Source organism: Olleya sp. UBA1516 (assembly GCF_002323495.1).
GTDB lineage: Bacteria > Bacteroidota > Bacteroidia > Flavobacteriales > Flavobacteriaceae > Olleya.
The window spans coordinates 19,262-36,143 of the sequence record NZ_DCQO01000001.1 but is presented as its reverse complement, the minus strand read 5'-3'; the positions used below and the strand labels follow the sequence as shown (position 1 = coordinate 36,143).

The following is a 16,882-nucleotide window of genomic DNA, read 5'->3' as shown; positions in this document are numbered from 1 at the left end:
TTAAACCAAAAAAACGCTTTCAAATAATTGAAAGCGTTTTTTTTATATAGTAAAGTATTAAGCTTACATGCGTTCTGGCACTGCAACACCTAATAAGCTAAATGCATTTTTTATAGTATTAGCTACTGTTTTAGATAACTGTACTCTAAATATAATTTCGTTTTGTGTGTCTGCACCAAGTATTGATACATTTTGATAAAAACTATTAAAGGCTTTTACCAAGTCGTAAGTATAATTAGCTATTAACGCAGGACTATGGTTTGTTGCTGCTTGCTGTATCACCTCTGGAAACAATTGTAATTGCTTGATTAACTCACGCTCCTTGTCGTCCAAAGTCACTTGGTCTGGACTTAGCGTGATAGTCTCTGTGATATTAGCCTTACGCAGTATAGATTGGATTCTAGCATACGTATATTGTATAAAAGGTCCTGTATTACCCTGAAAATCGATAGACTCTTTTGGATCAAATAAAATACGTTTTTTAGGATCTACTTTTAAAATGTAATATTTTAAAGCACCTAAACCAATCGTTTTATAAAGGTCTGCTTTTTCTTGATCTGTATAACCGTCTAGCTTACCTAAATCTTCAGAGATGGTTTGTGCTGTGTCAGCCATTTCGACAATTAAATCGTCAGCATCTACAACTGTACCTTCTCTACTTTTCATTTTTCCAGAAGGTAAATCTACCATTCCGTAACTTAAATGAAACAGATTTTTAGCCCAATCAAAGCCTAGTTTTTTAATAATTAAAAACAGAACTTGAAAGTGATATTCTTGCTCATTACCAACAGTATAAACCATACCACCAACATCTGGATAATCCTTAACACGTTGGATAGCTGTCCCAATATCTTGGGTCATGTAAACTGCTGTTCCGTCAGAACGTAATACAATTTTTTCGTCTAATCCATCTGCTGTTAAATCACACCAAACAGATCCATCTTCTTTTTTAAAGAACACGCCAGATTTTAAACCTTCGGCAACAAACTCTTTACCTAAAAGGTAGGTTTGACTTTCATAATATAAGTTATCAAAATCTACACCTAAGTTAGTATACGTCTGCTCAAAACCTTTATAGACCCAACCATTCATGGTTTGCCATAAAGCAACAACATCCTTATCTCCTGCTTCCCATTGTTGTAGCATTTGTTGTGCTGCTACTAAAATTGGTGCTTCTTTTTTGGCGTCATCTTCGGTTTTACCTTCAGCTATTAACGCTGCAATTTCTTTTTTGTATTCTTGGTCAAACTTAACGTAGTAGTTACCTACTAATTTATCGCCTTTTAAACCAGTAGATTCTGGTGTTTCACCATGACCAAAACGCTGCCAAGCTAACATACTTTTACAAATATGTATTCCTCTGTCGTTTATAATTTGTGTTTTGTATACTTTTTTACCAGACGCCTTTAAAATTTCGGCAACACTGTATCCTAATAAGTTGTTTCGGATGTGACCAAGGTGTAATGGTTTGTTTGTATTTGGCGAAGAATACTCAACCATTACGGCTTTATTTTCCGCGGAAGCGTTAACAAAACCAAACGTGTCTTGATCCTTAATAGTATTAAAATAATTTACAAAATACGATGCCTGAATCTCTAGATTTAAAAAGCCTTTAACAACGTTAAACCCTTCTACTTCTGCGACATTATCCACCAAATAGTTACCAATAGCTTCTCCTATTTGCACAGGATTACCTTTTACAACCCTCAACATTGGAAACACAACTACTGTGATATCTCCAGCAAATTCTTTACGTGTTGCTTGGAATTCTACAGTTTCTAAATCTGCGCTATAAACGGATTTAAAGGCTTGTTTAACGTGTTGCTCTAAGATGTTTTGAAGGCTCATTGATTATATTTTTTGAAAGGGCAAATATAGCATTTATTGAGCATAAACTAAGGCTTTTTGTTATCCTTATTAGCCTGGAGTATTGGATTAAAAAAAGTAAAATACAACTTTAACATAATTGTTATTATATATGCTAAGTAAGTCTAAAAATAATAAAAATACCGTTAGTCTAATTTTTTGGCATTACCACTTAAAAATTATGATATCAGCATTTTAATAATCATTTTTAACCCTCGAAGAAAAATCCCTCCAGTTTCTTCTGTAATCAAACTAACTATTAAGTCATTACCCTAATTGCTGTTAGATTGCTTTTATGTGCAATTTATCTTACATTTGTTGTAATGCTGTATATTTAAATGAAGCGACTGATTGTCCTTTTATGCCTACTAAATTTAGCTTTTGGCTTTTCGCAAGAAGAAGAGCTGGAAAGCTTGACTATTCAATTAGCTTATCAGGATCCTGATATCTCTAAAGTTGATACGTCGGTTAGCATTATTAAATTACTTTTTAAAACCGAAGATTACAGCAAAGCATTAAAGTTTATTAAGCAAAGTGAAAAACTAGCTAAAGACTTAGACTACAAAAAAGGATTGGCTGAAATTACATACTACAAAGCTAAAATCCACCATCAAGAAGGACAATACCAAATGGCTGTTGGCGAATTTAAAAACGCTAAAACGTTATTTACCACTATTAAAGACACCATTACTGTTGCTAAAATAAATAGTGATCTTGGCTTTATAGAAATTGAAAATGGTAATTACAAAGTTGGTTTAAACTATGCGTTGTCTGCGATACAAGAGTTAGAAAAACGATCGCTTTTTAATGATTTATCTACCAATTATGAAAGTCTTGCTAATGCCTACCAAAATGCCAATGTTTTAGACAAAGCAATTACCTACAACATAAAAAAGATTGAGGTCGATAATAAAATTAATAATATTAAAGGACTTATTGCTACCAATAAAAAACTAGGAGATATTTATACTTCTAATAAAAATTACAACCAAGCCATTAGTTATTACGAAAGCGCTTTGGGTTATGCTGGCAATAATGACGAAACCACTAGAGCAAACATTTTACCTTATTTAGGTAATGCATATTTAATGGATAAGGATTATAAAACGTCTGCAAGATATTTATTAGAATCCATTAACCTAAACAGACGTTTTGAAAACCAAGAAGGTGTGTTGATTGCTTTAAATAGTTTAGGCGAATTATACCTAAAACAAAACCGTTTAAGTACTGCACAGGAACAATTATTGGAGGCTTCCAATTTAAGTCGCTTATTAAACAATGATGAGCAATTACTTAAAAATTATAGATTAATGAACACATTAGACAGTATTAAAGGTGACTTTGATAATGCTTATGTGTGGCAAAGCCAATATTATAGTTTAAAGGAAAAAATAGATGCTGAAAACAATAAAAAATCGGCAATTATAAAAATAGAAACCTTAGATGGTACTACTGCTGAAGTGGATAATATTATTTTACCTGTTACCACTAATGATACGGTTGTTAGCAAGAAAAAATATGACAAATTTAAATTAATCTTTTACGCACTACTAGCTGCTTTTGCTGTGGTCTTAACCTTTTTTGTCCTGTTTTATTTAAAACGAAATAATAGATTAAAATATACCAGAGAGCTAGAGGCTAAGAATAAAAAAATAGAGTTGCAAAACGAAGCTATTTTAGAGCAAAGTAAGCATCTAGAAAACATTAATAAGGTTAAAGACAAATTGTTTTCCATAGTCTCTCATGATTTAAAAGACTCGTTAACCTCTACTAAAGGGTTTATTGATTTATTAAAAGAAGGACAGCTTACGCAAGACGAATTTCATAGTTTATTACCAGAACTAAGCGAAAACGCTAATAACGCATCACTACTACTATTTAATCTATTAAATTGGTCTAAGTCTCAAATGCAGTCTTTAGAGCCAAAACCAACCTTATTTGATATTCAAGAAGTATTTGCAGAGAAGGTAAAACTTATGGACCAAAAATTTGATGCTAAAGGTGTCAAACTAATTGATAAAACGTTACGCGATTTTGTTTATGCAGATCGAAGCATGATAGAAATTGTAATACAAAACCTATTAGCTAATGCTGTTAAGTTTTGCAACAGAGGCGACCTTATTACAATTACCAATCAAATTAGTAATGGTAAGTCTATTATTAGCATTGAAGATACAGGTGTTGGTATTACTAAAGAAAACCAAAGCAAACTTTTTGGCAACAATACATTTACCACTAGAGGTACCAACAAAGAAAAAGGTACTGGATTGGGACTAACTATATGCCGAGAGTTAGTAGACTTAAACAATGGTAAAATTTGGGTAGAAAGCGAACTAAATATAGGGAGCACTTTTTATATAGAACTCCCTAAAAGTAGAATTGATAATTTAAGTGATACTGAAACTACACCTTTGGTAGAAACACCTCAGCCATCATACAGCGAGCGCTACCACCTCCACAAGTCTCAATAGTTTCTAAACTACTTGATAATATTGGACAATGTGCTTCAATTAATTGTATTTGAGTTGGCGTTAAACTGTCATGAGCAGCTTGGCTCATCACTAAATAAAGTTTATCATCCTTACCTTTAACTTGCAACATGTTACCAGCAAATTGGTGCATTTGTGCTTCAGTAATTTTAATAACTTTTTTGTTGTTTTTCTCTAAGTTACTCACCACATTTTTGCGTTCTTTTTTATCATCAATAGTGTCTAAACATATGACAGCAAAAGTCTCTGCTAAACACATCATCACGTTAGTATGATAAATTGGTAAGCGCTTACCATCAACCGTTTGATTTGCAGTAAAAACGACTGGTGTGTATTCAAAATCTTCGCAAAACTCGATAAATAAATCCTCATCAGCTCTTGGTGATAATGCACAATAAGCAATCTCGTTTACACGATCTAACAATAAACTTCCGGTACCTTCTAAAAATAGCCCTTCGTCCTCTGCAGATGTGTAATCTATAATATTATTAATTTTAAAACCTTCTTGTTCTAATCTTAAAAACACATCTTCGCGTCTTTCTCTTCTTCTATTTTCAGCAAACATAGGATACATAGCGATGTCACCATTTTCATGAAAACTCACCCAATTGTTTGGAAAAATAGAATCTGGAGTATCCAAAGATGCCTTATCATCTATCACAATTACATTTACTCCTACAGCTCTAAGTTTGTCTACATAAGCATCAAACTCGTCTTGAGCTTTTTTATTTATTTCGACATTTTTAAGATCTAAATCCTCTTGAAAATAGTTATTTACTGCTGTTTGCTCATTCATCCTAAAATTTACAGGACGAATCATTAATATTGTATTTGTTGTTTGATGCATATTAAAATTTTTCACAAAAGTAAATTAATTTAAAAAGAAAAGCATTTAAAAAATAAGTAAATTGAAATCTTAAAAATCACCTTATGGAATTTGTACAACAATATTTACAAAGTGAGCGTTTACTTGGCTTAAGCGCAGGAATTATAGGCTTATTATCTATTACTACTGGTATAATTTTTTACGTTAACAAACCACAATTTAAAGTCTTTGCGATTACCATGTTAATCATTGGATTAATAGAAGCTGGATTATTTATAACTGGCTACTTTTTAGTAAACAATCAAAATAACGTAAATAAAAAAATAGAACAATTTGAAAGTAATAAAGACAACTATTTAAAGACTGACAAAATAGTTGTGGATAAAAACCTGAAAGCCTTTTTTATCCTTAAATTAATTTATGCCATAACATTTATAACCTTAGCTATTGTGTTATCTAAGATTAACCTTAAACCCATCTATTTTGGCATATTTACAGCTTTAATGATCCATCTAGCTGCTGCTATTGTAATTGATACATTTGGAGAACGTTATACTAAAACATATAAGACCAATATTGAAACTACATTAAAATTATAATCACTTAATAATTAGTTTTTATAGCGATACGTTTAATAATTAATCCCTGATAATAAGGATTTAATAAAAGGATAAAAACATCGATATCCAACATAAACCAACCAAAGACTATTAATAATTTAGATTAAATGTTAAAAATATACGATTAAACAATAGAAAAATTTGTTTTATAATTAAAAATATCTTTTCTTAGTAGTATATTAATAGCATTCCCTTTACACCTAACTGATTAATAGCAACTATGAGATTTTCCCTTATTCTCTTGTTTGTGCTTTCCCTAAGTACATTACAAGCTCAGCAAAACAACGTTGAAACAGCAAATTCTACCGACTATCTGCAAGTCACTAGATATAGATTACAACCAAAAGATTTAAATCTAGACCATATTATTGACAATGAAAAAGTCTATATAAAAATATATTATAATGAAACCGCTAGCATTGTGGATGATTATAATTTTTTTAAACCCAAAAAAAACGAAATCTTATTTTTTTACGGAACCAATGCTGAGAACCAAAAATCAGAGATGTTTTTTAAAGTTCATGACAGCTTAAAAGACGTCTATAAAAAGAAAGATTTTAATCAATTAATGCAAGTCATTAAGGTTTTAGAATACAATGTCTTTTCTGAAGATAAGTTTTCAAGTGCTGAAGCCTATGCTGCATTAGAACGTGTGTAATACAAGTATTATATTTAAAAAAAATGGCTGACTTTTAATTAAGTCAGCCATTTTTATATGGTGTAGTTTTTTTATGGTGTGGAGTTGGAAACCTGTAATAGTTTACCGTTGTATAATTTATGTCCAGTCAATGCAAAATTAGCCATATAATCTGCCATTTGCTTTGCTGTAGTTGGTGCTTGATAACCTGGAAATGCTTCTTCTAACATTTCAGTCTGCACAGAGCCTAACGCCAACACGTTAAATGAAGGTCCAGTTTCTTTATACTCCTCAGCTAACAGCTCAGTAAGCGTAATAACAGCACCTTTACTTGAGCTATAAGCAGACAGTCCTGCAAACTTCATGCTACCCTGTACGCCTCCCATTGAGCTAACTGTAACAACATGACTATCTTTATTCATATAAGGTAAAACAGTCCTTGTCATTTCGGCAACACCAAACACGTTTGTTTTATAGATGTTTTCAAATTCGTGCATGCTTGTTTCTGCAAAAGGTTTATTTAAAACAGCTCCTGCATTATTGATTAAAATATCTACTTGTTTCCAATTATCATTGATAAAAGCATTCACTTTTTTATAATCTTCAGTATTACCTAAATCAAACGAAAAGGAAGTTATATTATCAAAATGAAGGTTATTTACAGGTTGTGCATTTCTAGACAACGCTAAAACGTTATGACCTTGATTAGCAAAAATGTGCACTAATTCAAACCCAATACCACGACTTGTTCCTGTTATAATTATATTTTTAATTTTCATTTAATGTAATTTCTTTTGTTGGTGTATTACTCATTTTTTCAATACCTGGAATAATACTATTAATTAATTGTACCATATGGTTGTAATCTAACTTATCTGCTTCATCATCTACGTGGTGATAATAGTCGTAATTAGATAAATCACATGAAGAGATCGTATGGCATGGTAAGTTGAACTCTTTGTAAAAAGCATAATTATCTGACTGTCTAAATAGATTATATTTGGCAGCAACCTCTGAATAACCCACTACTTTAGCACCAGAATATTCATTAATTTTATGTGCTATATTAGACTTATCAAAACCTGTAACAAATGCGATGTAATCTCTGTCTTTAAAAGGCACACCAATCATTTCAAGATTAATCATTGTGTACATATTAAAATTATCTTGTTTTAATCGTTTTGCTAAATGCGCAGAACCTAACAACCCTTTTTCTTCCGCAGAAAAAGTTACAAAAAGCAAACTTCTTTTATTAGTCTTTTTAGCACCAAAATATTTTGCTAAGGCTAAAACACCACTAGTTCCAGCTGCATTATCATTAGCTCCATTAGCTATACTGTCATTTGCAACCGTTTTACTTTGACCTATATGGTCATAATGTGCACCAATTACAATAAATTCATTTTTTAATGTAGTATCATTACCTTCTAAATAGCCAACCACATTGTAAGCGTCCAAATCATCTACTTTAAAATTGTCACGATAGGTATCAAAAAATGGCTTAATACCATAAGCATTAAACTTAAACTCAACATAGTTTGCTGCTTCACCAATACCTTCTGTTCCTGTATTTCTTCCTTTTAGATCGTCAGATGCCAAAAAAGTTACAATATCTTCAATTTCTTGGGTCGTAACGGTATAATCTTTTGGATCTAAAGTGGTCGTATCAACTTTTGTTTTACAAGCATTAACCATTACAGCCAATGCGCATACTAATAATATTTTTTTCATATTTAGTTTGATTTGAGTTTAAAGATAAAAAAATCCCAAATCAAATATATTGAAATGGGATTTTATATAATTTAAATTTTTGCTATTGCAAAACCTTATACTAACATCGTTACTGGATTTTCAATATACCCTTTTAATGTTTGTAAGAATTGTGCTCCTGTTGCTCCATCTACAGTTCTGTGATCACAAGCCAACGTTAACTTCATAGTATTTCCTGGTACCACTTGACCATTTTTTACTACTGGTTTTTGAACTATTGCTCCTACTGAAAGTATTGCAGAGTTAGGTTGATTGATGATAGACGTAAAACTCTCTATACCAAACATCCCTAAATTAGAAATAGTAAAAGTACTACCTTCCATCTCGTCTAATGATAGTTTTTTATTTCTAGCACGTCCTGCAAAATCTTTAACTGCTGCTCCAATTTGTGGTAAAGATTGCTCATTTGCGAACTTAACAACTGGTACTAACAATCCATCTTCAACAGCTACTGCTACTCCGATATGAACGTGATTATTTAATCTCATTTTATCGTCAAACCATTGTGAGTTGACTTGTGGATGTTGACGTAATGCTAAAGCACATGCTTTAACAATCATATCATTAAAAGAGATTTTAACATCTGGAATTGAATTATACTGAGCTCTAAACGCCATAGCATTATCCATATCAAACTCTACATTTAAATAGTAATGTGGTGCAGAAAACTTAGATTTAGCTAAGTTTTTAGCAATTGCTTTACGCATTTGAGAGTTTGGTTTCTCATCAAAATCTTCTTGACCTGAAGCAACAAATTTAGCAACTGGTGCAGATGATTGTGCTGCTGCAGCTGGTGTAAAGTTTTCGATATCGCGTTTAACAATACGTCCATTTTCTCCAGATCCTTTTACAAGAGATAAAGTAATCCCTTTTTCTTCAGCCATTTTTTTAGCTAAAGGCGATACAAATATACGACCTGTAGACGTGTTAGATATTTCTGCTTGAGCAGTTGCTGCTGGTTTAGTCTCTTGTTTAGTCTCTTGCTTAGGCGCATCCTTTTTAGGTGCTTCTTTTGGCTTATCGTCTGTTTTAGTATCACTACCTGAAACTTTAAAGTTTTTAGCTATACCAGAAACATCAGTCCCTTCAGGTCCAATAATTGCTAATAATGCATCTACTTTAGCAGAGTCACCTTCTTCTAATCCGATATATAATAATGTACCAGACTGGAACGATTCAAACTCCATAGTAGCTTTATCGGTTTCAATTTCTGCAAGGATATCTCCTTCTTCTACTACATCACCTACTTTTTTTAACCATGTTGCTACAGTACCTTCTTCCATGGTATCACTTAACCTTGGCATTGTAACTACTGTTACACCTTCTGGAATGTCTTGTGTACCTGAGCTAGATTGATCTTCATCAGTTACACTATCTTCTGTACTCTCTTCAGATTTGTCGTCAGTCGTTTCTGAAGAAGACGCTTCTTTACTACCGTTTAGCAACTCAGAGATATCTTCACCTTCTTCACCAATAATAGCTAAAAGTTGATCAACTTTAGTTGTTTCGCCTTCCTGTACACCAATGTGTAATAAAACACCTTCATGAAAAGACTCAAACTCCATCGTTGCCTTATCGGTTTCGATTTCTGCTAAAATATCTCCTTCTTCTATTTTATCTCCTACCTTTTTTAACCAAGCAGCGACAGTCCCTTCTTCCATGGTGTCACTTAAACGTGGCATGTTTATAATTTCTGCCATAGCTTATTTTATTTTATGGTCTATAAATGGATAATCTTCTTGATCATAAACAGCGTCGTACATCACATTTTTTTCTGGATATGGAGACTCTTCTGCAAATTTCTCACACTCAGCAACCTGTTGTTTAACACGCTTATCAATTACTTTGATATCTGCTTCTGTAGCATAATCATTATCAAGTATGATTTGTTTAACCTGAGTTATAGGATCTAATTTTTTGTATTCTTCTACTTCGTCTTTTGTTCTGTAGTGTTGTGCATCAGACATAGAGTGACCTCTATAACGATACGTTTTAACCTCTAAAAATGTTGGTCCATCACCACGACGTGCACGTTGTATAGCTTCGTCAAATGCTTCTGCTACTTTGATTGGATTCATTCCGTCAACAGGTCCACAAGGCATTTCATAACCTAAACCTAATTTCCAGATATCTGTATGGTTAGCTGTACGCTCTACAGATGTACCCATTGCGTAACCGTTGTTTTCACAAACAAAAACTACTGGCAACTTCCATAACATTGCTAAGTTAAAAGACTCATGCAAAGACCCTTGTCTAGCTGCACCATCACCAAAACAACATATGGTTACACCATCAACACCATGATATTTGTCTCCAAAAGCAATACCTGCTCCTAAAGGAATTTGTCCTCCAACAATACCATGACCTCCATAAAAACGGTGTTCTTTAGAAAATATATGCATAGAACCACCTAAACCTTGAGAGGTTCCAGTTGCTTTACCAAATAATTCTGCCATAACACGCTTAGGGTCCACACCCATACCAATTGGCTGTACGTGGTTACGGTAAGCAGTTATCATTTTATCTTTGGTTAAATCCATTGCATGTAAAGCTCCTGCTAACACAGCTTCTTGCCCATTATACAAGTGTAGAAAACCTCTAACTTTTTGTTGAATGTAGACTGCTGCAAGCTTGTCTTCAAACTTTCTCCAAAACAGCATGTCTTCATACCATTTTATATACGTTTCTTTTGTTACTTTTTGCATTGGTGACGTTTGTATTTTTTTAACGAATAACAAAAGTAACACTTTAGTTATTAATGAAAAAACTGAAAATAGTTATTTTTGTTACGAAAACGATATAGTTACAGTGCTGATTTATCAAAAATAAGCGGAAGTAGGTTTGCTAATGAATTTGAGCGTACTACTTTACCTGTTTCTCCCATAAAAAACAGCTCGATTGGAATATCTTGTTTTACCTCGTATTCTGCAATTGCCTGTCTACAAGCTCCACATGGTGGAATTGGTGTTAGCGTTGGATGCACTTGAGATCCAGCTATTATAGCCATTTTTACAAATTTTGCTTTTGGGTATTTTGCACCAGCATAATAAATAGCTGTACGCTCTGCACATAATCCTGATGGATAAGAGGCGTTTTCTTGATTACTTCCGGTAACAATTTCTCCGTTATCTAGTAATAAGGCTGCTCCTACACTAAACTTTGAGTAAGGTGCATAGGCATTGTTTCTAGCTTCTGAAGCTTTACTCATTAATGACTGTACATCTTCTGCGACGTCACTAATATTATCAAATACCTGTAATGTTGTTTCAATTTTTACTTCCTTCATAATTTAAATATACGCAACTATTTTAGACAAAAAAACTATTGTTTTCACAATAGTTTTTAAGTTGTTTTATTTATTACTAATTAATACTCATCATACGTTCCTGCACCTAAATTAAAGGTTAAAGAAAAACGTAGTGTACTTTCCAGTGGGCTTTGTACTTGAGAGGCTGAGAATAAATATGATAAATCTACATTTATAACATTATATTTAAATCCTGCTCCTAATGCAAAAAACTTACGTGCACCTTTTGTTTCGTGCTCATTAAAATATCCTGCTCTAAATGCAAATGAATCTTGATAAGTATACTCTGCACCTAAGGCATAGGTAAATTCTTGTAATTCTTCTTTAAAACCTCCTGGAGCATCCCCAAATGATTGAAATACACCAGATAAAAATGGTACGTCTGGATCTTCACCAGATACTATATAAGTAGGCTCATCCGCATTCTGAACACCATCTTCATTAGTATCATCAAAACCTAAAAGAGGAGGTGTTGGCACTAATAACTTAGAAAACTCTGCAGTTACACCAACAGTATTGTATTGATCTAATATAAAATCAAAACCTGCTCCTAATCTTAAATTAGTTGGTTGGAAATTATCTTGACCAGCTTCATCATACTTAAATTTTGGACCTAAATTCTGGATAGCAAATCCACCTCTCCAACGACCATTAAAATCGTTATAGGCTTGCTCTTCACTTTGATAATATCCTGAAATATCCACACCAAAAGTACTTGCTGCTTTAGTATCATTATCTCCAATATTAAGTTTTAGATCAGATTGCAAGTAACGCATAGCTACAGACATCCCGAATTGATCACTTAATCGTAAGGCATAAGATACATCTACTGTAAACTCGTTTGGTCTTTGTACCAACGCTTCAGAAAACTCGTCTTGAACAAACTCGATATCACCTAAAGAGAAATATTTAAAACTAGCTGCAAAAGCACTATTATCATTTAGTCTATTAAAATAAGTTACGTTACCTAAAAAGATATCGTTTACTAACTTACTTAAATACGGTGTATAACTTATAGCAACACCAGATTTTGTTTCTGAAAACACATATTTTGCAGAATTCCATTGCTGAGAGAATGCGTCTGGAGAGGTTGCAACACCCATATCACCCATTGCTGCTGCTCTAGCATCTGGAGCTATTAATAAAAACGGTACTCCTGTAGTAATTACTCTAGTATCGTTTGGGTTAGTAATAGTCGTTTGCGAAATACCCTTAAGAGATAAAAAGAAAGCTATCGCTATTAAAATTTTATTTTTCATGAATCAATTTTAGTTAACAAATATAATTTTTTATTAGAGGATTACAAGTTTCTCTATTTTTTCTACTGATTTATTGGTGCTTTTAGAATGGACTTTTAGTTTATAAACATAGGTTCCTTTACCTATTTTGTCTCCAAAATCGTCACGACCATCCCAAATAATGTCTCTAGAAGTAGATTTTACTGTTTTACCACCTACTAATGATGTTTGACCATTTAGCGTTTTTACTAATTTACCAGAGATAGTAAATATTTGCACAGAGATATCTAAAACCTCTGAGCTGTTATGACTAAACCAAAACTCGGTGTAATTAACAAATGGATTTGGATAATTTAATACGTTATTAATAACTAAACTTTCGTTTTCATTGTACACTACAAATTGGATTTCAGCTGTAGCTGAATTATTATACACGTCCCAAGCTTTAAGCGACAATGTATGTAAACCTGGCTCTAAATTCCTGAAAGGAAACCCTAAAGACCCTCTTGTATAATCGTCAACATCTGTTAAGTAATAGTCATTTAAAACGTATGGATTAACCTCGTCACCATCCAATAAAGCTACAATATCGTGACCAATTCCACTTGCGGTATTTATTCCGTTTTCATCCTGAAATTTAGCTATAAGTGTTGGCGACTCGTTGGTAATTCCTCCAGAAACAAAAGCCTCATCATTCATAAACAACGTAATAACTGGTCCAATATTATCCTCTGCTGCATCAGGATTAATACCACCGATTTTAACGGTTTCAATACTAGCACCTGACTTATCGTTTAATGTATTATCTTGGGTTGCATAAAAACTAACTTTACCGGTTCCGACAGGAATACCAATATCTTTAGGAACTATAAAATCAAATTCAAATTGTCCATTAGTAATAGTGGCTTGACCTCTAAAAACAATAGATCCCAATGTTTTATAATTTAGCTTAATTAGCGATGTACTATTGTAAGTATTATCATTCGCTAACGTTTCTCTTTCAATTTCTTTATCAAAAATGGTCGTTGTTAAGATACCATTATAATTAGTTAACACATTACCATTTACATCTGTTACTTCTCCTGCTAATTTAGCATAACTTAATGCTTGTAATACATCTGTATCCTGAGTAATTGGCACATCGTTAATTTTAGTAAGTCTAATGTTTGGATCTGGAAATGCTAATTTTAGCGCTGGATCACCAATACAAAATGCTAAGTTTTTTTGAGAGTTAGAAAAATTGGGATCATTTTTAGCTAATCTTAGTGCTTCTGCAACAGATGGATATTCGTAATCACTATATGTATCTAATGTACTGTATGAGAATAAATACTCTTTTAAAATCTTATTAAAGTCTTTTCCTACCGTTACAAAAATCTGTCTTGTAGTGGTTACTAACGCTATTGCTCCAGCGGATTTATTCCAATAAATTAACTCTCCTGCAGTTACCCTTAAAGGGTTATCAAACCTTGTAAACTCACAAGTTACTGTTACAAATAGATTTAGCTTACAATCGTTATTTAAAGCTTCAGCATCGTCTTTTTGAAAAATACGTTCAAAAGCCAAACCGTCTTCTCCTCCATGCCCAAAATAATTAACCATAATGGCTCCTTTTTCGATAGCATTAGTAATAGCTTCTGTTACTTCTGGATATCTATCTCCTCCAGCAGATGCTTCTTGTTGGTAGGAGTCCGTGTGTATTTTAGTTACATTTATAAAAGGTTTGAACTGTGCAACTTCATCTGCAATCTCGTCTGTTGTTTCTTGTAATGTTGCTTCCCAAGCCTCATCGACATCATCAGATATTACTACAAAATTATTACGCCAACTACCTAAGGCTCCTTTTGAATAATAGACTTCAATTTTATCTACCATTTCTTTAGCGCGTTGCGGTGTATCTGCTACTATTCTACCAACTGCTACATCTAATTTATGCGAATTATTGTAGGCATCAATATTACCTTCATTTGCATCTAAATAAGCATAAAAGTCATCCGATATAAATGAATTTGACAAGTTAAAACTACTGTAAGCATTCCAAGTTGGAAAATTATATGTATTATCAGATATTCTACCCTTATAGTCAAATGAAGAATCTCCAAAAATGCATAAATACTTTACGCGATTATTTGGTGTACTAGCATTATCATAAACATATTTTACAAAATTCCTGATACCTGCTATATCTGGATTACCATTAGAAAACTCTTTATAAATTTGATCTAATGTTACAACCTTTACATTAAGATTATTTTTATCTCTGTTAATTTGCGCCAATCGTTGTGCTTGAGACAAATGAGAACTAGTGGTCAGCATTAAATAGTCAACATCCTGAAAGCTACCTTGATTATTTAAAAATATGGTTCCTTTTAAATTTTGATTATTTACTCTACTATTACTTGCCAAATTTGGTTCAAAATAATCCTGAGAACTAACAGTCACAAACTTTTTTAAACTACCCATTGGTGCGTTAAAACTAATTGTACCTGCTGCTGCAGAATTACTTATTGAAGAAACATCATATAAATTAGTTACATCCCAAACCTCTTGTACCTGAGCTGCGTTAGAAACCACATAATTAGCTACACCTGCAGTTGACGCTGTTTGATTATTTTTAAATATAAATTGTTTTCCGCTAAAAGTTAAAGCTCTTGTGGCTTCTACCGCAACATAATCTAAATAAGAGGTAGCACTAGGGTTTCCTTGATTATTAAAATCCAAAGTAACGTTTACACTATTGCTAGCCACAGATGTTGTCCCTTGATAAGAACCTCCTGTTACATAAACACCATCTATTGGACTAGTCGCATTCATGGATATATTACCAACAGCATTACTATTTACACTCAAAGCAAAACCACTAGCACTAGACGAAGTAGATACTGTAACCACTTTTAAACTTACAGGAACAGAGGTTACTAAATTAGGAAAATCAAAATTAAAAGATTGTGAGTTTTCTACTCCAAAACGCTCGCCAAACCAACGTCTTCCAACAAAAATTATATTCGTTTCATCTACTTCATGAAACTTATAATCTTGAAAGGTATTAACCACCAAATCCGGAGTACCTGTTGCCTGACTAAAATTTTGGATCCTTTTACCTTGTCCAGAACTAATATTAAGATAGTAAACCGCTTTATTGGTATACGGATTAATATTGGTGTTAATATTACTATCCGACACATTTGCAGAAGGTCCGACAGCATAAAACAACACATAATCGTTATCATTAAAAACACCATCTTCCTCACCTACTACTTTAATAGCATTTTCAGTGGGATCAAAAGGAAAATTAGCACTATTTGCAAAAGGCATCATCATACCTCCATTACCATAAATTTTTAAATTTCTTGGATCAAAACTAGAAACGTTAATTCCCATTTGATTTAAAAACGACTTTGAAAGCTTAAAAACTCCAGTTTTAGGTATTTCAAACTTATACCATTCACCACTATTCAAAACAGAATTTGTAATAACTTGAGAATTGTTTAGTCTGCTACTATTACTAGTTGCTGCGTTATTATACTTAATAGTAAAGCTAGTTACTTTCTTATAATTATTACCTTCTTTTATAATAGGACTTAAAGTAAAAACAGCATAATTAGTGGTTCTAGCAGCACCATTTTTTAAAGAAAATTGTAATGTTGTTGGTATTTTGGACAGGTTAACATCCTTTAAATCTTCTCTCGCAATAGGAAGATAATTAACGTTGCTTACTTCAATAGAGTTTTCGGCAACAAAACCATTTACAATCCATTGCTCAACAAACTGCAAACCTTCTGACAAATCAAAAGAGAAGTTTTTAGAAGGTGAAAACGTAGGTATATTTAAAGAATAACTATCTGTAGCATAAGTTTGGGTATTATCCCATGCTAAGTTAAACTTTTTTTCTTGTGAAAATATTGGCGTTAGGTAGAGTACTAGTAGTACTAATAAAATCTTTTTCATTGCATTAATAACGTCTTATTTTAAATGATATTACTTAAATCTTAATAATTTCATAAAAACAAGTCAAAATTACGATAATAATTTTTAATAACCTGCGTTATACAGTTCCAAAACATCGATTAAAAGCAAATTTAATATCGATGTAACGTAAAAAAATAGGATGAAATGCATTTAAATTTTA

At 32.6% G+C, this 16,882-nt stretch carries 12 protein-coding genes; 3 read left to right on the top strand and 9 right to left on the bottom strand.

Annotation, left to right across the window (positions count from 1 at the left end):
- Positions 1–63: 63 nt before the first annotated feature.
- Positions 64–1,848, bottom strand: a complete 1,785-nt coding sequence (gene argS, locus B2989_RS00140) for an arginine--tRNA ligase (protein ID WP_292942349.1) — start codon at positions 1,846–1,848, stop codon at positions 64–66.
- Positions 1,849–2,204: 356 nt separating this feature from the next.
- Here argS and B2989_RS00135 point away from each other — a divergent pair, with 356 nt between their 5' ends.
- The gene (locus B2989_RS00135; RefSeq protein WP_292942346.1) at positions 2,205–4,337 is read left to right on the top strand and encodes a tetratricopeptide repeat-containing sensor histidine kinase; all 2,133 of its coding nucleotides are present in this window, start codon (positions 2,205–2,207) and stop codon (positions 4,335–4,337) included.
- Here B2989_RS00135 and ctlX read toward each other — a convergent pair.
- Complete coding sequence (gene ctlX, locus B2989_RS00130) at positions 4,270–5,202, bottom strand: citrulline utilization hydrolase CtlX (protein ID WP_292942343.1); 933 nt, start codon at positions 5,200–5,202, stop codon at positions 4,270–4,272. The two genes, B2989_RS00135 and ctlX, sit on opposite strands and share 68 nt — an antisense overlap.
- Before the next feature lie 83 nt (positions 5,203–5,285).
- Between ctlX and B2989_RS00125 the strand changes: the two genes are divergently transcribed.
- Positions 5,286–5,780: a hypothetical protein gene (locus tag B2989_RS00125; protein WP_292942340.1), complete on the top strand. Its 495-nt coding sequence runs from the start codon at positions 5,286–5,288 to the stop codon at positions 5,778–5,780.
- Between the two features lie 241 nt (positions 5,781–6,021).
- A complete protein-coding gene (locus B2989_RS00120; RefSeq protein ID WP_292942337.1) occupies positions 6,022–6,459 on the top strand; it encodes a hypothetical protein in 438 nt (145 codons plus the stop codon).
- 71 nt (positions 6,460–6,530) lie between these two features.
- Here B2989_RS00120 and B2989_RS00115 read toward each other — a convergent pair whose 3' ends face one another.
- From B2989_RS00115 to porU, 7 genes are all read right to left on the bottom strand, one after another.
- Positions 6,531–7,217, bottom strand: a complete 687-nt coding sequence (locus B2989_RS00115; RefSeq protein ID WP_292942334.1) for an SDR family NAD(P)-dependent oxidoreductase — start codon at positions 7,215–7,217, stop codon at positions 6,531–6,533.
- On the bottom strand, positions 7,207–8,169 hold the full coding sequence (locus tag B2989_RS00110; protein WP_292942331.1) for a M28 family peptidase: 963 nt from the start codon (positions 8,167–8,169) through the stop codon (positions 7,207–7,209). Before B2989_RS00110 ends, B2989_RS00115 begins: the two co-directional genes overlap by 11 nt.
- A 95-nt stretch (positions 8,170–8,264) precedes the next feature.
- The gene (locus B2989_RS00105) at positions 8,265–9,908 is read right to left on the bottom strand and encodes a pyruvate dehydrogenase complex dihydrolipoamide acetyltransferase (RefSeq protein WP_292942328.1); all 1,644 of its coding nucleotides are present in this window, start codon (positions 9,906–9,908) and stop codon (positions 8,265–8,267) included.
- A 3-nt stretch (positions 9,909–9,911) separates the two neighbouring features.
- Positions 9,912–10,913, bottom strand: a complete 1,002-nt coding sequence (pdhA, locus tag B2989_RS00100; RefSeq protein WP_292942325.1) for a pyruvate dehydrogenase (acetyl-transferring) E1 component subunit alpha — start codon at positions 10,911–10,913, stop codon at positions 9,912–9,914.
- A 98-nt stretch (positions 10,914–11,011) separates the two neighbouring features.
- On the bottom strand, positions 11,012–11,494 hold the full coding sequence (cdd, locus tag B2989_RS00095) for a cytidine deaminase (RefSeq protein WP_145001047.1): 483 nt from the start codon (positions 11,492–11,494) through the stop codon (positions 11,012–11,014).
- A gap of 80 nt (positions 11,495–11,574) precedes the next feature.
- Positions 11,575–12,774, bottom strand: coding sequence for a type IX secretion system outer membrane channel protein PorV (porV, locus tag B2989_RS00090; RefSeq protein ID WP_292942320.1), 1,200 nt, complete (start codon positions 12,772–12,774; stop codon positions 11,575–11,577).
- Between the two features lie 33 nt (positions 12,775–12,807).
- Positions 12,808–16,701, bottom strand: a complete 3,894-nt coding sequence (porU, locus tag B2989_RS00085; RefSeq protein WP_292942317.1) for a type IX secretion system sortase PorU — start codon at positions 16,699–16,701, stop codon at positions 12,808–12,810.
- Positions 16,702–16,882: the final 181 nt, after the last annotated feature.

Coding starts and splice junctions, on each gene's coding strand:
- B2989_RS00110 (WP_292942331.1), bottom strand. CDS start 8,169: ATGAAAAAAATATTATTAGTATGCGCATTGGCTGTAATGGTTAATGCT.
- cdd (WP_145001047.1), bottom strand. CDS start 11,494: ATGAAGGAAGTAAAAATTGAAACAACATTACAGGTATTTGATAATATT.
- B2989_RS00105 (WP_292942328.1), bottom strand. CDS start 9,908: ATGGCAGAAATTATAAACATGCCACGTTTAAGTGACACCATGGAAGAA.
- B2989_RS00120 (WP_292942337.1), top strand. CDS start 6,022: ATGAGATTTTCCCTTATTCTCTTGTTTGTGCTTTCCCTAAGTACATTA.
- pdhA (WP_292942325.1), bottom strand. CDS start 10,913: ATGCAAAAAGTAACAAAAGAAACGTATATAAAATGGTATGAAGACATG.
- porU (WP_292942317.1), bottom strand. CDS start 16,701: ATGAAAAAGATTTTATTAGTACTACTAGTACTCTACCTAACGCCAATA.
- porV (WP_292942320.1), bottom strand. CDS start 12,774: ATGAAAAATAAAATTTTAATAGCGATAGCTTTCTTTTTATCTCTTAAG.
- B2989_RS00135 (WP_292942346.1), top strand. CDS start 2,205: ATGAAGCGACTGATTGTCCTTTTATGCCTACTAAATTTAGCTTTTGGC.
- ctlX (WP_292942343.1), bottom strand. CDS start 5,202: ATGCATCAAACAACAAATACAATATTAATGATTCGTCCTGTAAATTTT.
- B2989_RS00125 (WP_292942340.1), top strand. CDS start 5,286: ATGGAATTTGTACAACAATATTTACAAAGTGAGCGTTTACTTGGCTTA.
- B2989_RS00115 (WP_292942334.1), bottom strand. CDS start 7,217: ATGAAAATTAAAAATATAATTATAACAGGAACAAGTCGTGGTATTGGG.
- argS (WP_292942349.1), bottom strand. CDS start 1,848: ATGAGCCTTCAAAACATCTTAGAGCAACACGTTAAACAAGCCTTTAAA.